20 protein-coding genes and 1 pseudogene are annotated in these 20,788 nt (G+C 72.0%); 12 read left to right on the top strand and 9 right to left on the bottom strand.

What is annotated here, in order from left to right:
• Positions 1–143: 143 nt before the first annotated feature.
• Positions 144–2,711 carry an Ig-like domain repeat protein gene (locus ACFC1F_RS06945; RefSeq protein ID WP_376156194.1) on the bottom strand — a complete coding sequence of 856 codons (2,568 nt, stop codon included), beginning with the start codon at positions 2,709–2,711 and terminating at the stop codon, positions 144–146.
• A gap of 494 nt (positions 2,712–3,205) precedes the next feature.
• On the opposite strand from ACFC1F_RS06945, the gene ACFC1F_RS06950 reads away from it, so the two are divergent.
• Complete coding sequence (locus ACFC1F_RS06950) at positions 3,206–4,039, top strand: ZIP family metal transporter (RefSeq protein ID WP_376156195.1); 834 nt, start codon at positions 3,206–3,208, stop codon at positions 4,037–4,039.
• Between the two features lie 44 nt (positions 4,040–4,083).
• On the opposite strand, the gene bfr is transcribed toward ACFC1F_RS06950, so the two are convergent.
• The 4 genes from bfr to ACFC1F_RS06970 all read right to left on the bottom strand — a co-directional run bounded on the left by bfr (position 4,084) and on the right by ACFC1F_RS06970 (position 7,365).
• Positions 4,084–4,563 (bottom strand): bacterioferritin, encoded by a 480-nt coding sequence (bfr, locus tag ACFC1F_RS06955; RefSeq protein WP_376156197.1) that lies wholly within the window; start codon positions 4,561–4,563, stop codon positions 4,084–4,086.
• A gap of 148 nt (positions 4,564–4,711) precedes the next feature.
• On the bottom strand, positions 4,712–5,344 hold the full coding sequence (locus ACFC1F_RS06960) for a DUF3105 domain-containing protein (RefSeq protein ID WP_376156199.1): 633 nt from the start codon (positions 5,342–5,344) through the stop codon (positions 4,712–4,714).
• A gap of 229 nt (positions 5,345–5,573) precedes the next feature.
• On the bottom strand, positions 5,574–6,956 hold the full coding sequence (locus tag ACFC1F_RS06965) for an NAD(P)-binding domain-containing protein (protein ID WP_376156200.1): 1,383 nt from the start codon (positions 6,954–6,956) through the stop codon (positions 5,574–5,576).
• Positions 6,957–7,089: 133 nt separating this feature from the next.
• A complete protein-coding gene (locus ACFC1F_RS06970; protein ID WP_376156202.1) occupies positions 7,090–7,365 on the bottom strand; it encodes a hypothetical protein in 276 nt (91 codons plus the stop codon).
• A gap of 72 nt (positions 7,366–7,437) precedes the next feature.
• Between ACFC1F_RS06970 and ACFC1F_RS06975 the strand changes: the two genes are divergently transcribed.
• The 3 genes from ACFC1F_RS06975 to ACFC1F_RS06985 all read left to right on the top strand — a co-directional run bounded on the left by ACFC1F_RS06975 (position 7,438) and on the right by ACFC1F_RS06985 (position 8,727).
• Complete coding sequence (locus tag ACFC1F_RS06975) at positions 7,438–7,800, top strand: metalloregulator ArsR/SmtB family transcription factor (RefSeq protein ID WP_376156204.1); 363 nt, start codon at positions 7,438–7,440, stop codon at positions 7,798–7,800.
• Between the two features lie 62 nt (positions 7,801–7,862).
• A complete protein-coding gene (locus ACFC1F_RS06980) occupies positions 7,863–8,237 on the top strand; it encodes an ArsR/SmtB family transcription factor (protein WP_376156206.1) in 375 nt (124 codons plus the stop codon).
• Between the two features lie 16 nt (positions 8,238–8,253).
• The gene (locus ACFC1F_RS06985) at positions 8,254–8,727 is read left to right on the top strand and encodes a GNAT family N-acetyltransferase (RefSeq protein ID WP_376156263.1); all 474 of its coding nucleotides are present in this window, start codon (positions 8,254–8,256) and stop codon (positions 8,725–8,727) included.
• Here the strand turns inward: ACFC1F_RS06985 and ACFC1F_RS06990 are convergent.
• The 3 genes from ACFC1F_RS06990 to ACFC1F_RS07000 form a co-directional block, all read right to left on the bottom strand.
• Positions 8,692–8,922: an NAD(P)-binding protein gene (locus tag ACFC1F_RS06990; protein ID WP_376156208.1), complete on the bottom strand. Its 231-nt coding sequence runs from the start codon at positions 8,920–8,922 to the stop codon at positions 8,692–8,694. The genes ACFC1F_RS06985 and ACFC1F_RS06990 overlap by 36 nt on opposite strands.
• Complete coding sequence (locus ACFC1F_RS06995) at positions 8,919–9,668, bottom strand: aquaporin (RefSeq protein ID WP_376156265.1); 750 nt, start codon at positions 9,666–9,668, stop codon at positions 8,919–8,921. The genes ACFC1F_RS06990 and ACFC1F_RS06995 overlap by 4 nt, the downstream gene beginning before the upstream one ends.
• A gap of 61 nt (positions 9,669–9,729) precedes the next feature.
• Entirely contained in the window at positions 9,730–10,041 is a 312-nt protein-coding gene (locus tag ACFC1F_RS07000; protein ID WP_209410352.1) for a helix-turn-helix transcriptional regulator, read from the bottom strand.
• Positions 10,042–10,277: 236 nt separating this feature from the next.
• Between ACFC1F_RS07000 and ACFC1F_RS07005 the strand changes: the two are divergent.
• From ACFC1F_RS07005 to ACFC1F_RS07020, 4 genes and pseudogenes are all read left to right on the top strand, one after another.
• Positions 10,278–10,694 (top strand): annotated as a pseudogene (locus tag ACFC1F_RS07005) (arsenate reductase ArsC); the annotation flags it as partial.
• 395 nt (positions 10,695–11,089) lie between these two features.
• On the top strand, positions 11,090–11,887 hold the full coding sequence (locus ACFC1F_RS07010) for a MerR family transcriptional regulator (RefSeq protein WP_376156211.1): 798 nt from the start codon (positions 11,090–11,092) through the stop codon (positions 11,885–11,887).
• A 229-nt stretch (positions 11,888–12,116) separates the two neighbouring features.
• Positions 12,117–13,589: a SagB family peptide dehydrogenase gene (locus ACFC1F_RS07015; RefSeq protein ID WP_376156212.1), complete on the top strand. Its 1,473-nt coding sequence runs from the start codon at positions 12,117–12,119 to the stop codon at positions 13,587–13,589.
• A 56-nt stretch (positions 13,590–13,645) separates the two neighbouring features.
• Complete coding sequence (locus ACFC1F_RS07020) at positions 13,646–13,999, top strand: hypothetical protein (protein WP_209410349.1); 354 nt, start codon at positions 13,646–13,648, stop codon at positions 13,997–13,999.
• 85 nt (positions 14,000–14,084) lie between these two features.
• Here ACFC1F_RS07020 and ACFC1F_RS07025 read toward each other — a convergent pair whose 3' ends face one another.
• Complete coding sequence (locus tag ACFC1F_RS07025) at positions 14,085–15,005, bottom strand: JmjC domain-containing protein (RefSeq protein WP_376156213.1); 921 nt, start codon at positions 15,003–15,005, stop codon at positions 14,085–14,087.
• 250 nt (positions 15,006–15,255) lie between these two features.
• Here ACFC1F_RS07025 and ACFC1F_RS07030 point away from each other — a divergent pair, with 250 nt between their 5' ends.
• The 4 genes from ACFC1F_RS07030 (at position 15,256) to ACFC1F_RS07045 (ending at position 20,780) form a co-directional block, all read left to right on the top strand.
• Entirely contained in the window at positions 15,256–16,329 is a 1,074-nt protein-coding gene (locus ACFC1F_RS07030) for a phosphotransferase enzyme family protein (RefSeq protein WP_376156215.1), read from the top strand.
• Between the two features lie 171 nt (positions 16,330–16,500).
• The gene (locus ACFC1F_RS07035; protein ID WP_376156267.1) at positions 16,501–17,511 is read left to right on the top strand and encodes an LLM class flavin-dependent oxidoreductase; all 1,011 of its coding nucleotides are present in this window, start codon (positions 16,501–16,503) and stop codon (positions 17,509–17,511) included.
• A 78-nt stretch (positions 17,512–17,589) separates the two neighbouring features.
• Entirely contained in the window at positions 17,590–18,909 is a 1,320-nt protein-coding gene (locus ACFC1F_RS07040; protein ID WP_376156217.1) for an LLM class flavin-dependent oxidoreductase, read from the top strand.
• A gap of 458 nt (positions 18,910–19,367) precedes the next feature.
• The gene (locus ACFC1F_RS07045; RefSeq protein WP_376156219.1) at positions 19,368–20,780 is read left to right on the top strand and encodes a hypothetical protein; all 1,413 of its coding nucleotides are present in this window, start codon (positions 19,368–19,370) and stop codon (positions 20,778–20,780) included.
• Positions 20,781–20,788: the final 8 nt, after the last annotated feature.

The following is a 20,788-nucleotide window of genomic DNA, read 5'->3' on the forward strand; positions in this document are numbered from 1 at the left end:
CCCGGGGTATGGGGGCTGCGCTATTTGGGGGTTTAAAACCCCCCCCCACACCACCTGGGGGGGCCAGCCCTTGGCGGGCGGGCAGGCGGGCAGGGGGCCCGGAGGGCCCGGGGCCCCTCCCACGCCCCTTCCTCAGATCGCGATCACAGGTTGGCGCACTGCCCCAGCCTGCCGTGGCTCACCGTGTTCGGGTGGCCGTCGTTGACGGGCGCCGGGTTGTTGCCGCTGCAGGTGAGGGTGCCACCGATGGTGTTGCCCTCCAGCTCGGTGCCGTTGTCCTCCGGGAACGGGCCGTGGCCGGTGTTCCCGCTCACCGAGACCGTTCCGCCGATCTGGTTCGAGACCAGCTCGACGCCGCCCCGGTTGTTGCCGAGCGACATGCCGCCGCTGATCCGGTTCGGTGCGCATCCGTCGTCATCCGGGTCCCCGATCAGGGTGAAGCCGGTGGTCTCGGCGACGTTGACCGCGCCGGTGATCCGGCTGCCGCAGACCCCGAACTGGGTCGCCCCGCGCGAGCTGATCCCGTTCGCCACCGTGGAGTTGGAGACGAACAGGGCCGCGCCGGGCTGGACGAGCACCGTTCCGTTGACCGTCGCGTTCAGCACACAGGTGCTGCCGGTCGTGGCGAGCACCGAGCCGGTGGTGCCGGTGACGGTCCGGGTGCAGGCCACGGTCTGGGTGAGGCTCTCCAACGGGCCGGCCAGGTAGTTCCCGTCACCGCCGTAGGAGGCGGTGATCGTGTGGCTGCCGGGCAGCAGGTTGGACCAGGTGAGCGTGGCCTGTGCGCAGTGTGCCCCGCCACCGGGGGCGAGGGTGCCGGTGCCGAGCAGCGTGGTGCCGTCCCGGAAGGTGACCGTGCCGGAGGGCGGCAGGGTCGGGTCGGTGCTCGGGGGCGCCGCGCAGACGGTGTCGGTGAAGGTCACCGGCTGCCCGAACGCCGCCGGATTGGCCGAGGAGGCGAGTGTCGTGGTGACGGAGGCCTGGTTGACCGTCTGGACCAGGGTCATCGCGGTGTCGCCCTGGTAGTTGGGGTCACCGTTGTAGGCGGCGTCGACGTTGTGGGTGCCGACGCTCAGGGCGGCGGTGCCGGCCGAGGTCGCCGCCCCGGTCGTGGTGTTGACCGCCACCGGGCTGCCGAGCTGGGTGCCGTCGACCTTGAACGTGACCGTGCCGCCGTCCGGGGGCGGGACGACGGTGGCGGTGAACGCGACCGGCTGCCCGTAGACGGACGGGTCGACGGACGAGGCCAGCGTCGACGTGGTGGCCTGCGGCACGCTGAAGAAGATCGTGTCCGTCGGCTGCGCGGTGGTCTGGTTCACGCCGTTGAGGTTGCCGATGAACGCGCCGAAGAAGGTGTTGCCGACCGCCTTGAGCTGCTGGAAGTCGCCGAACAGCCGCTCGCGGGGGGCGCCGGCGGTGCCGACCTGCGTGGTGTACGTCTGCAGGACGGTGTCGGTGAAGGTGGCCCCGTGGTCGGTGCTCCGGGAGAGGTGCGCGGAGAAGGTGGGGAAGCCGCTGGTGTTGTTCCCGTCGGAGGTCAGGTAGAGGACGCCGACCGTCCCGTCGCCGAGCACGGCCACCGACGGCAGCGCCGCGTTGGTCGAGGTGGAGACGTTCACCTCGGCACCGACGTTGAGACTGCCCGCGCCGTTGTCGGTGAGCCGCCTCATCCTGATCTGGTTGGTGCCCGAGACGTCCACGCCGTAGGCCACGAAGACGTCGCCGTTGCCCGGGTCGACGGCGGCGTGGTGGACCCCGCCGATCAGGGCGTTGACCCCGCCGAACTTGAAGCCCTGGTTGCCCTGGTCACTGCTGACCGCGGCGACGGTGATGCCGCTGGTGTTGCCGCCCAGCGTCCAGTTCGCCCCGCCGTCGGTCGACCGGTTGAGCCGGATGGTGACGGGCTGGGGCTGGCTGACCGTGTTGCTGCCGCCCTCCTGGTAGAGGGCGTACATGGTGCCGTTGCGCGGGTCGGCGGCCAGGCGGAGGCCGCCGTTGATGCCGTCCTGCAGGGCTCCGATGCCCGCCGGCTGGTCGTTGGCGGCGGGGAAGTCGACGGGGCTGGCGCCGCGGGAGACGGCCACCCGGTCGTGCGGCTGGGTCGCGGTGGCGTTGAAGTCCTGGAAGCCGACGTAGACGTCGTCCTGGCTCGCCGTGGTCGGGTCACGGTTGACGATCAGCCAGGGCTGGTCGGTGTTGGTGCGGGTGTTGCTGGTGAGCTGGGTGGTGGTGGGGGTGGGGTTGTTCCAGCGCCACGACGACGCCTGGGTGGGGTCGGTGGTCGAACCGGAGACCACCTGGACGGTGCCCGGCGGGCAGGTGAGGAAGGTGCCGTAGAGCGTGCCGTTGCGGCCGTAGTCGATGGTCTGGTCGCACGGGCCCCCGGAGGTGTTCGCGACCCCCGGGGGCACCGGGATGGTCGCCTCGTCGGTCCAGGTGATCCCGCCGTCGCTGGAGTAGAGCAGGTCGGCGTTGTTGTTCCAGGCGGAGCCGGCGGACGCGAACCGGGTGATGGCGATCTGGTGGGGGTTGGCCGGGTTGATCGCGATGGACGGTTCGCCGAACGTGGTCGAGCTGCTCGCGGCGGCGTCCGCGTCGATGACGTACACGCCGGGGGCTCTGACCTGCGGCCGCACCACCCTGGGGGTGGAGGGCCCCGGCCGGGTCGTGCGGTCGCGCGGCTGGTCGCTCCCGCCGCGGCTCGCGGACACGGCCGGGCCTTCCTCCGCCCACGCGTACGCGGACGACAACAGCGGACCGATCGCCAGTGAGAGGGCGAGGGCCGCGCCGAGCGGCCGTCTGAGCGGGATCGGTCTCCGCCGGGATGCGGGTTTCACAGGTCTGTCCTCTCGTGCGGCCGTCAGGGCGAGCACAGTCTGTGACCGCAACGGCCGGGACGGTCACGGGGCTCACCCGCCGAGCCTCCGTTCGCGCGCGAAACTCGCACCGTTCGGCCCACACCCCGCACCCCGTACCCCGCACCCGGCACCCCGCGCCCCGCACCCCCGCCCCGCGCCCGGCACCCCGCGCCCCGCACCCGGCTTCGACAGCGGTTCGCCCAGCGCGTTCACCGCGTCGGAGAAGGTCCTGCGCTCGGCCTCGGTCACCTTGGGATGCGGTCGAGGTCGGATCGGGGAAGGCTTGTTAGGTAAGCCTTATCAGCAGCCTGAACCCGCCCTGCCGCCGCGCTTCCTCGGAGCCAGCCATGTCCGGTCCGCAGATCGCCCTACTCGGCGCCATCGCAGGCTTCACCATCTACCTCGGCCTACCGATCGGGCGCCTGCGCAACCCCGCCCCACGCTTGCGGGCCGGCCTCAACGCGGTCGCGATCGGCATCCTGATCTTCCTGCTCTGGGACGTCCTCACCGCCGCCTGGGAGCCGACCGACGCCGCACTCGGCGACCGTCACTGGCTCACCGCCGCCAAGGACGGCCTGGTGCTCGCCGCCGGTCTCGCCGTCGGACTTCTCGGCCTCGTCCACTACGACCGGTGGATCGCCCGCCGCCGAGCACCGCCCGCCCCGCTCTCCAAGGGGCCGGGCGCGTCGGCCGTGACCGAGGAGCTGTCCCCGCGGGCCCGCTCCCGCGCCGCGAACCTCGCCCTGATGATCGCCACCGGCATCGGACTGCACAACGCCGCGGAGGGGCTGGCCATCGGCAACTCCGCCGCCAAGGGCGAAATCTCCCTCGCCCTCCTGCTGGTCATCGGCTTCGGGCTGCACAACGCGACCGAGGGCTTCGGCATCGTGGCCCCGCTCGCCGCCGAGGGTGAACGCCCTTCCTGGGGCTTCCTCGCACTGCTCGGCCTCATCGGCGGCGGCCCCACCTTCGTCGGCACCCTCATCGGCCGGCAGGTGGTCAACGAAACCCTCGGCATCGCCTTCCTCGGACTCGCCGCGGGGTCCATCCTCTACGTGGTCATCGAACTCCTCGCCGTGGCCCGGCGCGCCGGCATGAAGGAGCTGGTCACCTGGATGATCCTGCTCGGCCTGCTGGTCGGCTTCGCCACCGACGCCGTCGTCATCGCCGCCGGTGTGTGAGGCCCGCCGACGTGTGAGGCCCGCACCCCCCACCAGTGCCGCGATCAGCCCTCCGGCTGCTCGATCAGCTGCGCCACGTACAGCGGCTCCCCGAGTTTCTCCAGCAGTGCGAGCTGGGTGTCCAGGTAGTCGATGTGCTCCTCCTCGTCGGCCAGGATGGCCTCGAAGAGGTTCGCCGAGGTGACGTCGTTCTTGGTGCGCATCGCCACGATGCCGCGCCGCAGCCGGTCGATCGCCTCGACCTCCACCTGGCGGTCCGCCTCGAACATCTCCTTGACGCTCTGGCCGATCCGGACGTGGAAGAGCCGCTGGTAGTTCGGCAGCCCGTCCAGGAGGAGGATCCGGTCGGTCAGTTTCTCGGCGTGATTCATCTCCTCGAAGGACTCGTGCCGGGTGTGCCTGGCGAGCGCCACCCAGCCGTAGCTCTCCTGCATCTTGGCGTGCAGGAAGTACTGGTTGATCGCGGTCAGTTCAGCTGTCAACTGCTCATTGAGGAACTCGAGAACCTCCTGGTCACCCTGCATCGCGGCCTCTCCTCCTCCTGCTCTCGGCAACGGCCCGCCCTGATTCCAGGAAACGGCCCGCCCCGTGCCGGTGCAAGCGCCGCGCGGCGCACACCGAACCATCGCGGCGAGTGAGTGGCGGAGCACGCCTCGTCGGCAGGCGACTGGGCTACGGAGTGAGTCCCCCGGTACACGGCGCCCCGGGCTCCGGCGTCTGCGGGCCTTGGACGTACTGGGTCAGGAAGGCGTCCACGCGGGGGTCGCTCGCGCTGTCCACCACCAGCTGGGTACTCCAGGCGGTGAGCGTGATCGTCCCCGCTTCGGTCGGGTAGGGGCTCATGAACGAGTACGGCTTGCCCTCCACCTTGGCGGCGAGAGCGGCGACGTCGGCCGGACCGGCCTTGTTGTTGTAGGTGATCCAGACCGCACCGTGCTCCAGGGAGTGCACGGCGTTCTCGTTCGGTACGGGCTTGGTGTACACGTTGCCGTTGCAGTTGAGCCAGAGCGGGTTGTGGTCGCCGCCGACGGGGGGTGTCTGCGGGTAGCTCACCGGGGTCTGGACGTGGGTCCGTCCCAGTGTGCCGAAGGTCTGGACGCCGGCGATGGTGACCGCGGCCTTGGGGGCGTTGTCCGACGCCGAGGTCACGGCCCAGATGCCACCGGCGACGACTCCGGCGAGGATGACGCCCGCCGCCGAGGCATAGATGATCTTGCGGCGGCGCTCGTGTCGTCGCTCCTCCCGGCGGAGGGCTTCGATCCTGGCGCGTCGGGTGTCCGGCGATTCTCCGGGAGCGGCAGCCATGGCTGATGTCCTTCTCCCCGCCGTGCGGGTGCCCGGCGTTCATCTCCAGTATCGCCGCGAAACCCCGCCGGGGCCCAAACGGGGAAGGCGTGGGCGAGGATGCCCCGGCCGGCGATCCGAGTGACGCAGAGGGCGGGCGGAGCGACGCGTGGCCGCGACCGGTCCCCCGATCCGCGGTCCCCCGATCCGGTCGCGGCCCCGCGGGCTCGAAGAGTCGTCACGACCCGGGTCAGCAGCCGCCGGTGGTGGTGGAGCAGGACGACTCGGGTGCCGCCCCGAGGGTGATGAGCTGAGGGGCGGCGGGGGCCGGGCAGCAGCCTCCGCCGTCGCGGGCGTCGTCGGGCTGGTCGAAGAGACCGGATCCGCCGCAGACGCCGGTCTCGGGAAGGGTGAGCTCGACGCGGGCGGCGGCCTCGTGGTCGCCGGCGAGCGCGGCGGCGACGGAACGGACCTGCTCGTAGCCGGTCATGGCGAGGAAGGTCGGGGCGCGGCCGTAGGACTTCATGCCGACGAGGAAGACGTCCTGCTCGGGATGGGCGAGTTCGTGCGCGCCGTGGGGGTAGACGGTGCCGCAGGAGTGCTGGTTGGGGTCGATCAGCGGAGCGAGTGCGGTCGGGGCCTGGAGGCGCTCGTCGAGGCCGAGGCGGACCTCGGAGAGGAACGACAGGTCGGGACGCAGGCCGGTGAGGACGACGACCCGGTCGACCGGCTCGCTGCGGCGTCCGTCCTCGCCCACCAGGACCAGCTGCTCGCCCTCGGTCTCGACGGCGGCGGTGCGGAAGCCGGTCAGCGCGCTGGCATGGCCGTCCTCGACGGCGGTCCTGGCGCGCAGGCCGAGCGCGCCGCGGGCGGGCAGCTGGTCGGCCTCGCCGCCGCCGTAGGTGGAGCCGGTGATGCCGCGCCGCAGCACCCACACCGCGTGGGTGCCGGGCTCGTCCTTCGCCAGGTCGGCGAGGTGGGCGAGGGCGGTGAACGCGGAGGCACCGGCGCCGACCACGGCGGTGCGCCTGCCGGCGTACCGGGCGCGGACGGCCGGGTCCTTCAGGTCGGGGATGCGGTAGGAGATGCGGCCGTTGGCCGCGCGCTCGCCGAGTGCGGGCAGGCCGTCGGCGCCGAGCGGGTTGGGGGTGGACCAGGTGCCGGAGGCGTCGACGACGGCGCGGGCGAGGATGCGCTCCTCGCGGCCGTCGACGTGCTCGACGTGGACGGTGAAGGGCTGCTCGTCACGTCCGGAGTCGACGATGCGGTCCCGGCCGGCGCGCGCCACGCCGGTGACCCGGGCCCCGTACCGGACGCGCTCGCCCAGGACGTCGGCGAGGGGCTGCAGGTAGCGCTCGGCCCAGTCGCCGCCAAAGGGGTACGTCGCGCCGTCGGGTCGGACCCAGCCGGTCGGGGCGAGCAGCTTCTCGGCGGCCGGGTCGACCACCTCGGCCCAGGGCGAGAACAGCCGGACGTGCGCCCACTCGCGCACAGCGGTGCCCGCAGTGGGGCCGGCCTCCAGGACCAGGGGCTCGATGTCCTGCTCGATCAGGTGGGCGGCGGCGGCCAGTCCGATCGGGCCGGCGCCGACCACGACGACGGGCAGCCGGCCGGCGGAGGTGTTCTCGCTCATCTCAGGGTCTCCGGAAAGGTGATGACGGGGCACCCCCGGCCGAAGGCCGGGGGAAGGCCGGGGGAAGGCGGGGGAGGGCGGGGGGAGGGCGGGGGGAAGGCGGGGGGAAGGCGGGGGCGGGATCGAGGACGGGTCAGCAGCAGCCGGCACCGGCGGCGACGGCCTCGCGCCCGGCGGCCGGGTCGCAGCACGTCTCGGTGGCGGAGGCGCTCTCGACCGTCCCGCAACAGGGGGCTACGGCGGAGGACACCTCCACGGCCGGGCGTTCGGCTGTGACCGGGCCGCAACAGCCGGCGGACGGGGCGACGAAGTCCGGGGCAGGGGTGGCGTTGTCACTCATGGCGATGTCACTCATGGCGATCTCCTCGGCGAGGACGCGCTTCGTCAGCAGACCGGGAAGACCGTCCACGGCTCGCTGGTTCGACGTTTGTCGATGTACTGCGAGCTTGCCGCTCGCATCGACGGATGTCAACATAGACGCATGTCGAATCTGGAATTGGTGGAGCTGCCGGTCATCGAGCCGGAGGTCGTGCCGTGCTGCCCGCCGGTCACCTCCGCGGCGCTCTCCGAGGCGGACTCGGTGAAGATGGCGGCGATGTTCAAGGCCCTCGCCGACCCGGTGCGACTGCGGCTGTTCTCCCGGGTCGCCTCGCACGAGGGCGGCGAGGCGTGCGTGTGCGACATCCAGGACGTCGGCGTCTCCCAGCCCACCGTCTCCCACCACCTCAAGAAGTTGCGCGAGGCCGGGCTGCTGACCAGCGAGCGGCGCGGTACCTGGGTGTACTACCGGGTCGCCCCCGAGGTCCTGGCCGCCATGGCCGGCCTGCTGTCGGCGGCTCGCTGAGGCAGGCGCCGGCCCGCGCGGGCCTTGGGGACGAGCACTTCATCGACTATCGTCGATAGTCGATGAATGAGACGCCTTCCACCGGCCCTGTTGTCGATGCGGAAGCCGCCGAACGGTACGCGGCGTGGTTCAAGGCCCTGTCCGACCCGACCCGCGTCCGACTGCTGAACCTGCTGGCCGTCGAAGCCCGGCCGATGAGCGTCGGCGAGATCGTCGAGCGGGCGAGCGTCGGCCAGTCGACGGTCTCGCACCACCTGAAGATCCTCGCCGAGGTGCGCTTCGTCCTGCCCGAGCGGCGGGGCACATCCACCCGGTACGAGGTCAACCGGGCCTGCCTGACGGTCTTCCCGGCCGCCGTGCAGGCGATCCTGGGCGAGAGCGGCGAGGACGAGAGCGGCGAGGACGAGAGCAGCGAGGAGAAGTACCGTGGCCGATGACATCGTGATCGCCCCGATGGCGCCCGAGCACGCCGCGCAGGTCCTCGCGATCCACCGGGCGGGAATCGACGAGGGCAACGCCACCTTCGAGACCTCCCCGCCGACCTGGGCGGCGTTCGACACCGCCAAGCTGCCCGACCACCGGTACGTTGCCCTCGGCCTCGACGGCCGTGTGCTCGGGTGGGTGGCCGTCGGCTGGGTGTCGGACCGCTGCGCGTACGCCGGGGTCGTCGAGCACTCGGTCTACGTCCACCCCGACGCCCGGGGCCGGGGCGTGGCGGGTCGGTTGCTCGGAGCGCTGATCGTCTCGACCGAGACGGCCGGGATCTGGACGATCCAGTCCGGTGTCTTCCCGGAGAACGCAGCCAGCCTCGCCGTCCACGCCAAGGCGGGCTTCCGGGTCATCGGCACCCGCGAGCGCATCGGCCGCCACCGCGGTGTCTGGCGCGACGTGCTACTGATCGAGCGTCGCAGCCCGGTGGTCGACTGAGCGAACGTCGGCGTCGGGCCGCGAGCAGGAGCCCCGCCGAAGGCTCTCCCCGTAGTGCTGCCGGGCCCCGCCCGGCGCGTTCGATGCGTCGAGGATCGCGAAGTCGAGTCCGGCGCGCCGCAGGTGGTACCCGGCGGCGGGGCCCGCCCGACCGGCCCCGACGACGAGGACCTGGACGCGCCGGACGCCGCTCACCTGGCGGTGACCCTGCCGCGGTGGGTGAAGATCAGCACGACGAGGGCCAGGCCGACGACCCCGCCGATCAGCTGCATCCCGATGAACCCGGGCAGCGAACCCGGGGCGATGCCGGCGAAGGTGTCGGTGAACGCGCGGCCGATGGAGACAGCGGGGTTGGCGAACGAGGTCGAGGACGTGAACCAGTACGCGGAGCCGATGTAGGCGGCGACCGCCACGGGGGCGAAGCGCAGGTGGTCGGTCTTCGCCAGGCCGAAGATCAGCAGCACCAGGCCGGCGGTCGCGACGACCTCGCCGAGCAGCAGGTGCCCGGCCGAGCGGTCGTGCGTCGACCACTTCACCAGCGCCTCACCGAACATCGCATTCGCCAGCACCGCGCCGCCGATCGCACCCACGATCTGCGCCGGGACGTACGCGGCGACCTCACGGACTCCCAGGCCCTTCGCGTCCTTGCGGCCCGTCCACCACTCGGCGAGCGTGACGACGGGGTTGAAGTGCGCGCCCGAGACCGGGCCGAGCAGCAGGATCAGGATGCCCAGGCCGAACACGGTGGCGAGGGAGTTGGCCAGAAGCTGCAGGCCGACGTCGTTCGTGAGCTCGGTGGCCTGGATGCCGGAGCCGACCACGACCGCGACCAGGGCGGCGGTACCGACCAGCTCGGCCGCCACCCGGTTCGGCAGCGGAACGGCGGGAGGCTCCGCCGCCAGCGGCTCGGCCTCGGTGATCTCAGGTCTCGCCTCGTTCATGGCGCTCAACAGGTACTCCTCGTGCAGGGCGGAGCGGGGCCGCCGGGATCGGGCCGGGTGGTCAGCAGGACCGCTTGCGGTTGTTCGCGGCGGCTTCGCGGGCGGTGGCGGCCAGCCCGGCGAACTCCCCGGCGACGGCCTCCAGGGCGTCGACGCGGAGCGAGTAGTACGTGAAGCGCCCGCAGGGCTCGGTGTCGACCAGCCCCGCCTCGCGCAGGATCTTCAGGTGGTTCGACAGGTTGGTCTGCTTGGCGCCGGTCTCCTCGACCAGATGTGTCGTGCACAGCGCCTCCTCGGCGAGGAGCGCGATGATCTGCATCCGGAGCGGGTCGGCCAGAGCCCTCAATACGTCACTGTCGACTGATGTCACCATGGGCTGATACGTTACCCGTGCCAGAGCCCCGAAGCGAGCCCCGTTCTCCCGGCCGCCACCGGGGACACCCGCGCGTCTTCACCGCACGGTCCTCCCCCGGCCGGAGGCTGGGGGTACGCGCCGTCCCCGACCGGACCGGCTCCCGTGCCGAGGCCCTCCTCGGCGAACCCGCCGCCCGGCCGAAGCAGCCCCACCCGTCCCACAGCGGGTCCCGGACAACCGAAGGACACCTCACCATGACCACTGCGCCGATCGCCTCCGTGCTGTTCGTCTGCATCCACAACGCCGGCCGCTCGCAGATGGCCGCCGGCTTCCTGCGCCACCTCGCCGGTGACCGCGTCGAGGTCCGTTCCGCCGGTTCCGTCCCGGGCGAGCGGATCAACCCCTCGGCCGTGGCCGCGATGGCCGAGCTGGGCATCGACATCTCGGACCGGAGGCCGAAGGTGCTGACCACCGAGGCCGTCCAGGCGTCCGACTACGTGATCACCATGGGCTGCGGCGACGCCTGCCCGTACTTCTCCGGCAAGAAGTACCTGGACTGGAAGCTGGACGACCCGGCCGGCCAGGGCGTCGAGGCCGTCCGCCCGATCCGCGACGAGATCAGGGGCCTCATCGAGGGCCTGATCGCCGAGATCGACGCCAAGACCGACGCCAAGACCGAAACCGACGCCAAGACCGAGACCGACGCCCAGACCGTGCAGAGCGCCACCGAGCAGGGCGAGGAGAACCGGCCGTCTTCATGAGCGCGAACGCGTCGACCACCGGCGACGGCGACGGGCGCGAGGTCGCCATCGGGGTTCAGGACGAGGTCGACGAGCGCTGAGGGGTCGTCACGCCCCGCGCTGGAGGCCGGGGGTGCTCCCATGCGGGGCCCGGGCGCGGTGGTTCGGTGATCGGGAGGAAGTGGGCGACCCCGCCGCTGGTGCGCCGGGTGCGGGGCGGGTGAACCCGGGGGCGGTGCGGTCCGTGAAACAGACTACCGGGGCGTGATCTTCGCGGCTTCCGACGCAGCCCCACCGCGCCCCCGGCACTACCGAGGAGCAGTAATTTGGAGCCCACTCCGCCGCAGGACCTGCCCCATTCCGATCGTTCGGACGCGTCCTACACAGTCGAGGAGGTCTCCAGACTGGTGGGGATGTCACCGCGCAACATCCGTGCCCACCAGTCCCGCAAGCTGCTCCCGCCGCCGGCCCGCCGGGGGCGGATCGGTTACTACAACGAGACCCACGTCCGTCGCCTGCGGCACATCGTGCACCTCCAGCGCCAGGGCTTCAATCTCGTGTCCATCGCGGCCTTCCTCGGCGTCGGGGACCGGGACGACGAGGAGGCCCGGCTCGCCACCGCGGTCAGCCGGGCAGTGCGCGACCAACCCGCGGTGTTCTACTCCCTGAACCGGCACGGCATGCTCGGCTGGGAGGCCGACGGCACCATGACGGTTGCGCGGCCGGCGGTGCACCGGGCGACGATGGACCTCGTCCGGACGGGCGTCCCGCCGGAGACCGCCCTGCGGTGCCTGGCCCGGTCGCTGGACCGGATCGCGGGCGCCGCCGATGAGTTGGTCGCTTCGTCGAGCACGGAACTCCTCGCCGGCGCCGCCGAGGAGCCGGTCGCTCCATCGGGCGCGGCGGCCGTCGCCGGAGCGCCTGCGCCCGCAACGGGACCGGCTGCCGCCCGGTTCGGTGGACCGCGGACCGCGCGACTCACCGAGGGGTTGGTCGAGTTGTTGGTCAGCACCTTCAGGGCCGCCGCGGAGGACCGGGGCCGTGAGCTCGTCACCGAGTTACTCACGGAGGCCGGCGGCGGCGACAGCTGGGTCGAGGAGCACCTGGTGGTCGAGAACGGGTAGACGCGGCCCGGGTCGTGCCGGCAACTCCCGGCCGGTGGCACGGTTCCGTGCAATCGTGAGCCGTTTCCGGGCTCGATCCTGTTCCTCTCTATGGGCGGCCGCGTCGCCGACAATCGGTCACTGTTCTTCAGCTCCGGCGGAGTTACCGTGCGGCGGCGGCTGGTCCCGGATCTGCACAGCCCTGCCGACGTGCCGCACGGCCGTCCCAGTACCGGAAGCATGAAGGCCAGTGAATCGCACAATCCCCCTGCCGGGCGCGGTGAAGACCGCGAGCTACCGACTCCGCGTCGATGCCCGGCTGACCGAGGAACCGGGCGGCTCGCTTGCCCTCGAACAGTCCCGCTACCGGCTGCGACTGCCCGGACTGGAGGCGGGACGCCGTGCCGTGCTGCTACGGATGGCGGAGACCTGGCTGAGCGACCTTCAGATCGCCCAGCTCGTCGCGGGATTGGAAGGCGAATCGCGACTCCTGCCGACCCAGTTGCTGGTGCGCCGACTGCTGCTGCACTCCTGGCTGGAACGCCGGGTGTCCATCGGGGCCCGTGCCGTGCTGGACGTCGTGCCCCGCCGCATCGGCGCCCAGAGTGTTCCGCCGCAGCGCCGCCACCGGCCCGGAGCGGTCTACCGGATGTCCAGGTTCGCGGTGCTGCGTGCCGAGCACGGCCGGATGGTGGCGTACTCGCCGCTCAGCACCGTCGGGATCAGCTGCCCCCGGTTCCGGCTGGCCGCCGTCCTGGCCCGCGCCTGTGCGCAGGAGATCGGGCTCGGCGAAGTGGCCGAGGAGCTGGAGGTCGACGAGTCGGCCGCGGGGTTCCTGCTGGACGAGTTGCTCTCCGCCCGCCTCCTGTTGCCCTCCGAGGAAGCCGAGACCGAGACCCGTGCGGAGCCGATGGCCCTCTGGTCGGCGGAGGAACTCTGGCTGCACGACCGCTCCCGCCCGGAGCGCCACGCGGCCCCGATCGGCGCGACCGACCGCTTCCGCGGCCTCCTGGAGGCGGACCCCGGGCGGACGGACACCGTCGACGGCCGCCCCTCGGTCGCCCTGCCCACACCCCCGTGCGCCGCCCAGGCGTCCGGATCGTTGTCGACGGTGATGGCGAGGCGCCGCAGTGTGCGTCGGCACGACGACAGCCGGCCGGTGACCCTGGCCCAGCTCGGCGAGTTCCTCCACCGGGTGCAGCGCCTCGAACTCCGTGACCGCGAGGGCGTGGTGACCGGTGTCCGGCCCTACCCGAGCGCGGGCGGCCTCGGCGAACTGGAGGTCTACCCCCTGATCTCGCAGTGCGAGGGCCTCCCCGGCGGCCTCTACCACTACGACTCGGTGCACCACCGTCTCGTGCTGGTCGCCCCGCCCGGGACGGAGACCGAGCGGATGCTGTCGTTCGCCCGCGGGACGGCCACCATGCCGGGCCCGCCGCAGGTCCTGTTCGTGATCACCGCCCGGGTCGGACCGCTGATGCGGAAGTACGAGGGGATCCCGTACACGCTGGCGCTCAAGGACGCCGGGATCCTGACCGCCTGGATGTACCTGGTCGCCACTGACATGGGCCTGGCCCCCTGCGCCCTCGGCGCGGGGGATGCCGCCTCCTTCTCCGCCCTGGCCGGCATGGACACCCTGGCCGAGCCGGCCATCGCCGAGTTCGCCCTCGGCTCCTGCCCGCCCGAAGGCCGGGCGCCGGAACGCACTTCCGCAGACGAGTAGTCCCGACCGGGCCGAGCACGCATCCCCCCTTGCACCAGAGAGCAGAGGACCGAGCCATGCACCCCACCGAACGCACCGCCTTCGCCTCCGGCTACAGCGCGGCGGTGGCCGCCGTGTGGTCCGATCCGGGCCAGGAACGGCTCCTGGCCCAGGACCCGCGCGTCCTGCTCGCCGAGCACGGCATTCGGGTGCCGGCGGGAACCACCGTGGTCGTCGACCGTGACCGGCCCTCGGCGCCGGAGGTGCTGGACGCGCAGATCCGGTCGTGGGAGGAGGCGGCCGTGAGCGGCCGGCTCACGCTGTTCGTGCCCCGCCCCGACCGGTTCGAGGCGCGCGACCTCTCGGAGGAGGAGCTGGACTCGCTGGTGGCCGGCGTAGGCGTTCAGGGCTTCCCGGAGATGCCCTACTGACACGCCGGGCCACCGGAGTTCGGGACGGTGAGCCCCGGGGGCCGGGCCGTTGCGGACCCGCCCCCCGGGGCTCACCACCACGGCCTCAGCCGTCCAGCGCCGCCGCCAGGTTCGCCAGGGTGCGGTGCGGCCCGGTCGAGGCGGCACCGGCCTTCGAGGCCGAGACCGTCGCCGCGGCGGCGCACAGCGCTTCCGGGGTGAGCCCGGCCAGCCGCTCCCGGTAGTGGTCGAGCAGCGCCGCCGCGGTCCGGCGCAGCTCCACCGGGTCCACGGGGAGGGGAGGCAGTTCGAGCCCTTCGTCGAACCGGCGGGTGAGGGCCGTGCGCAGGTCGGCGGTGCCGGGTTGGCGGACGGTCAGTGACAGGTGGAAGGACAGGCCGTCGGTGTGACCCACGGCCGAGTGCGGTGCGCCGCGCGGGACGTAGAGCACCTCGCCCGCGTGCACCGTGGTCTCCAGCTGTACGGGCCCCGGCTCCGGCTCGGGCCCGCTCTGCCAGCGCCCGTCCTCGGGGACCGCGTGGACCTGCCACCGCTTGCTGCCGTGCAGCTGGAGCACGAAGACGTCCGCGTCGTCCCGGTGGGAGTCGAACCCCTTCCTGCCGGGCGGGGTCACGAAGAGGAAGGCCTCGACGCCCCGGCTCAGCTCGGCCCCGAGGCGGCCGACGAGTGCGGCCGCCCCGGAGTGCCAGTGCTCGATGTTGCGCATCAGCAGGGTGGCGCCGGAGTCGAGATGGCCCATCACCTTCGCGGTGTCGGCGTAGCCGCGGAAGCTGCGGTCGATGAGGTGGTGGGCGCTGGTGTAGTCGCCCTGCTCCAGTGCCTTGCCCTGGGCGACGAGTTCGAGGTAGGGGATGCGCAGCAGGCCCGAGGCCAGCACGGCGTCGACGTCCGCCAGCGTGACCGGCGGGGCGAGCGGGGCGGGCGGGCGCAGCAGGCAGGCCTGGCGACCCCATGCCGTCGCCAGGAACGGTGCGGGGTCGCCCACCAGGGACCGGAGAGTTTCCATGCGGGGAGTGGCCTTCCGTAGCGGGAGCGAGCTCACGGGCGCCGAATCTAAGGCCCGCAGAACGGGCGGCGCAAGAATTCTCCGACACTTGCTCGGGTACGGGCACGGGTGAATGCGGACCGTTCCACCGAATCGTGCCGCGGGCGTTTTCCGATCCCACCGCCTTTCTGGACCTCCGCCCGGCGGGCCCCGGAGAATGACCGCCCCGGAATCATTTCCGGCACCGACCCGACGAGTACTGGAGCAGGCGATGCCCGTGCCGCTTCCGGACCTGCCCCTGCCGGACGTGCCGCTGCCGGACGCGGCGCTGCGCCGGCTCGGCCTGAGCGGCGTCCGCGCGGTGCGTCCCGTCACGGTGGGACTGACGAACCGGTGCTGGCAGGTCGAGACCGGCTGGAACCGGCGCCTGTTCGTCAAGCAGTTCCTGGGCGCGGAACCGGAACGGCTGCGAGGCCAGCACCGGACGGTCCGGGCCCTGCAGGAGCGCGGCCTGGCGGTGGCCGCTCCCTTGGTGACGCCGGAAGGACGCACCCTGGTCGAGGTGGCGGGCGACCTGTTCGCGCTCTACCCCTGGGTGGAGGGGCGGCATCTGCCCGGCTGGCTGATGCACCTCGGGCAGGCCCGCGCCCTCGGCCGGCAACTGGCCCTCCTCCACCACGAGTTGGCGCGACTGCTGCCTCCGGGTGTCCCTGAGCCTCCTGCGCCGCCGGACCGGGACACGGCCTTGCGCGCCATCGACGCGTTCCTCGTCCGGATCGCCCGCAAGCCCGACCGCGATGCCTTCGACCGGTTCGTCCGCGCGCACCTGCCCTGCCGCCGGGCCCTGCTGGAGGCGGCCCGCCCGCCTCGGCCGTCCACCGCGCCGGAGGGCGCATCGGGCTGGACGCACGGGGACTTCCACATGGCCAACGTGCTGTGGCACGGCGGCCGGATCGCCGCTGTGCTGGACTTCGACGCACTCGCCGTCCGGGCCTACGCCCAGGAGGTGGTGCGGTCGCTGATGCTGTTCTTCCCCTCCCGCGATCGCAGGGGGCTCGCCACCGCGCAGGCGGCGGCCTTCGTCGCCGGATACCGCGCCGTGTCACCGCTGTCCGAGCGGCAGTTGGCCGAGGCGGCGGAGCTCCTCTGGTGGGAGCGTGCGTGCGACCTGCGCCACCTGGAGCGGCACTACGGACGCCAGGACCGCACCCGGGACCACCTGTTCGTCACGGACGGCCTGATGCTCTCCTGGTGGTCCGGACACCCGGACCAGGTGGCGACCGTACTGGCCGGGGAGACGGCGTTGGCATCGATCGATGCAATCCCCGGGGGAATTCCTTCATGAATCCGTGCGGCCGGCCCGATTTCTTGTGGCCGCTCGGGCGGTCGCACTAGGGTGGCGCAAAAAGACGGACGGTCCGGATTTTCCACGCCGCGTCCTGTACTGGGTCGTACGAGCACCGCCCCGCCTGTCGGCGGAAATACGTGAAATTGGAGTCGCCCCGTGTTCCTGGGTGTGGAGATCGGCGCACCGGAATCCTCACGGCCCGCCGCGTCCGACTGCGCACGCGCCGCGAAACTGGCCGAGCAGGGATCGTTGGTCTTCGTGACGTTGGACGAAGCCCTCACGTCCGGGGCGGACTCCTCGCCCGCCCGGCAGCGGCTCGCCCAGAGCAGGCTGAACCCGGTGGCCGCGCTGGCCCACGTCGCACCGCAGACCACGTCGATCGGGCTCGTCGCGACGGCGACCGTGACCCATGTCGAGCCCTTCCACGTGTCGAAGGCCCTGGCAACGCTGGATCATGTCAGCGCCGGCCGCGCGGGCTGGTGCGTGCGGGTGTCGACGAGCGCCGAGGAAGCAGGGCTCTTCGGGGACCGCTCTCCCCGCGACCTCCCCGCCTTGTACGAGGAGGCGGCCGAGTTCGTCGAGGTGGTCTCGCTGCTCTGGGACAGCTGGGAGGACGGTGCGGAGATCCGCGACGCCGCCACCGGGCGGTTCCTCGACCGGTCCAGGATCCACGCCGTGGACCATCACGGCACGTACTTCCGGGTGAAGGGTCCCGGGATCGTCCCGCGGCCGCCTCAGGGGCACCCGGTGATGGCGGTGCGGATCACCTCGGACGACGATCTGCCGCTCGCCGCCCGTGCGGACATGGTCTTCGGCGGCCTTGAGCAGGTCGTCGGCGCCCGTCCGGGGCTCAGGGGAGGAACCAGGACGATCGCGGACCTCTTCGTGAACTGCCGCGGGCTGCCGGCCGGTCAGTGGGAGTGGCGGGTGGGCGGCGCGGTCGAGACCGGGGGCGTCCGCGACTTCGCGGGCTTCCTCCAGGCGCACGCGCGGACGGGCCTGGTGGACGGGTTCCGTCTCGTGTTCGCCGAGGTGACCACGGAGCTGGCCCGCTTCGTGGACGAGGCCGTCCCCGAACTGCGCGCACGCCGCCTCGTCCTCCCCTGGGGCGAGGACTGCCGCAGTTTCCGTGAGCGCCTGGGGCTGCCGCACAAGGCGCCCAACAGCATGGTCCCGTAGCCCGCAGGCCGCGCGTTCCGCCCTCGACCACGGTGCGGCCGGATTCGCCGGACGCGCCAACACGCTAGGAATCCCGCAGTGAACCTTGGACGGCGCCGACTCCACCTGGGCGTTCTCTTCCCGGTCAATCCCACCACGACGGTGTGGAAGGGCTGCCGGCCGGGCAGCCAGATCGACTTCGACGCGATCGCCGGGCTGGCCCGGACCGCCGAGCGCGGCCGGTTCGACTACCTGCTGCTCGCCGACGATCTCCGCCTGCCCGAGCGGAACGGCGAGGTGACCGAGATCGGGGTCGCAGGCCGGCACGATCTGCTGACGATCCTCTCCTCCGTCTCGGCCGTCACGGAGAGACTGGGACTGGTCGCCACCGTCAACACCACGTTCAACGAGCCCTATGACATGGCTCGTCAGCTCGCCACCGTCAACCACCTCTCGGGTGGGAGGTTGGGCTGGAACACCGTGACGACGCCGGACGCCTGGGTCGGGCAGAACTTCCGCCGCGGCGGCTTCCTCCCGCACGCCCAACGCTACGAGCGCGCCGCCGAGTTCATCCGGCTGTGCCGCTCGATCTGGGCCGCCGACGAGGCCGGCGGCGGCGTCCCGCTGGCCCACGAGGGGCCTCACTTCCACGCCGGCGGACTCGCGGCCACCGCGTACGACGGCGTCGAGCCGGTCCTGGTGCAGGCGGGGGACTCGGAACAGGGAAGGGAGTTCGCCGCCGCCCACGCCGAAGTCGTCTACAGCAGGAAGAGGGGCCGCGCCGGCCGTGAGTTCTACGCCGACGTCAAGGGCAGGCTGGCGCGACACGGCCGCGGCCCGGAGCAGCTGAAGATCATGCCCGCGATCACCTACGCGGTCGGGCAGTCACGGGCGGACGCCGAGGAACTGGCGCGCACGAGACGCCTGGACATCGTGACGCCGGAGATGGCGATCTACTACCTGGAGGGGCTCTGGGGGCGTGACCTCTCCGCCTACGACCCCGACGGCCCGTTGCCCGACATCGCCCCGGACCCGGACGGCGCGGCGTTCGTCACCGGACGACCGACCGGCATGGACGCGCAACGGCGAGCCGACCGCGTGGCGTTCCTCCGGCAGGTCGCGGAGTCCAGGAGGCTGTCGATCCGGCAACTCGTCGCGTTGGTGACGCACACGAAGGCGTTGGCGGGCACCCCGTCCGACATCGCGACCGAGATGATCGACGGCGTCGAGGGCGGCGGCTGCGACGGCTACATCATCGTCCCCGACCGGGCACCCGGCGGGCTGGACGACTTCGTGGAGCACGTGGTGCCCGAGCTCCAGTCCCGTGGAGTCCTCCCCGCGGAGTACGGGTCCGGCACGCTCCGGGGCCATCTCGGTCTGCCGGAACACCACCGGCAGCCGGCGAACCGGGGTCGATGACACGGATCGCTGTCACCGTGGAACGCTGCCCTGCGCGCCTTGGTGGCAATTCCCGGGAAGGCTTGCCGGCCGCCGGCGCCCGGAAATACCGTCTGCGTTACCACCGGGCGGAACCGAGCGATACGGCCGATTCCCTTCTCGGTGTCCAACGACGATCAGGAGGAATTTCCATGGGTGAGAACGAGAAGCAGAACGTGTCGGCCGACGTGAACGAGAACGACGAGTTCCGGGACGAGGACCTGGAGGGGATCGCCGGCGGCGAGTCGCACCGCTACCTGATCTGACACTCCTGCTTCCAGCGCCGGCTGACCGGCAGCGCACCGGAACGAGCCCGTGCCCGTCACGGTATGTGGCGGAGTGTCATCCCGCACCGCGTTCCGGGCCCGCTCCGGCCCGGAACGCGGCCTGCGGCAGGCAGGCGATGTCCTCGGTGACCGGCCAGAAAAGGGGTGCCCGTGATGCAGAATCATTCTTCCGACCCGAAAATCGCGGTGGCGGAAATCGGCGAGAAGCTGAACCGCTTCCTCCGGTCGGCCCGTTACGCGGAGAAGCGGGCGGAAATCGAGAAGCTCGTCGAGTTCGACAGTGCGACGGCTGCCGACCGCCTCTCCGGAATCCTGGCGCACGCCCGGGACCGGGTGCCCCGTTACCGCTCGTTGCAGGACCACGCGAAACCGGTGCTCACGGATTTCCCGCTGACCCGGAAGGCGGATCTGCGCGACCGGTTCATCGACCTGATCAGCAGGGACGAGACCGGTCGGATGGAACCGGGCCACTACTTCATCCACGAGACCAGCGGCAGCACGGGCGAGCCGGTGCGGCTGTTGACGACCGCGGAGACCGGCGGCCTGTCCAGCCTGGTGATCGCGGAGCGGCTCTGCCGCCACCTCGACCTGCCCGACACCGGAACCGAACTGAACCTGGGGCTCCACTACGAGGGAACCCCGCTCGTCGAGGCCGGCTTCCTGCCCCGCCCGTACGTGCGGTGCAACCTGCGCGGCTTCGATCCGTCCTCCCCCTCCATCGTGGAGACCTACGCGTCGGTCGTCGGGGCCTTCCCCGTCGACCGGATCATCGGTACGTCGAGCCGGCTCGTCGGCCTGGCGCGGTACTGCCTGGACCGGGGAATCCGCCTGCGGCCCAAGGCCGTGGTGGCCTCGTACGAGCACCTGGTCGAGGAGGGCCGCCGGATGGTCGAGGACGCCTTCCGGTGCCCGGTCACGATGGTCTACGCGACCTCCGAGACCGGGTCCGCCGCCTGGGAGTGCCGGCAGGGGAACCTGCACTTCCAGGACGACTTCGTCACCCCGGAACTCCTGCCCTACGACGGCGACGAGACGCTGAGGAGCATCGTCCTGACGGGGCTCCTCACCCGGGCGATGCCGGTGATCCGCTACGTCACGGGCGATCTGTGCTCACCGGCCACGGCCTGCGGGTGCGGACTTCCCGGAACCGCGGTCGGCTCGCTGGTCGGCCGGTCGAAGGCGACGCTGGTGGGTGCCGACGGCCTCGTCTACTCGCCCTACGCACTGCTGGCCGCACTGTCCAACGCGGGACTGGCGGACTTCCAGGTCCTCCAGGAGCGCCCCGGCATCCTGCAGCTCATCGTGCCGGACGCGACCGAGGACGCCCGCAGGTGCGTCGAGCACATCAACCGTGACCTCGCCTCGTACTTCCGCGAGGGCCAGGGCTTCCGCCTCCGGCTGGCCGCGACGGGCACGTTCGTCCTCAGCGGCCGGGGCAAGCGCAACCCCGTCGTCCAGCGGCTCGACGTCGCCCCCGGCGCCGTGGAGGGCACCGGCTACCTGAGGTCCGGCGTCCGGAGCCCGGCGTACGCCGGGCCGGTGGCACAGGGCCCTTCCGTCCCGTAGAGGAGATT

Origin of the sequence: Kitasatospora sp. NPDC056181 (assembly GCF_042266225.1) — a bacterium.
Classification (GTDB): Bacteria; Actinomycetota; Actinomycetes; order Streptomycetales; family Streptomycetaceae; genus Kitasatospora.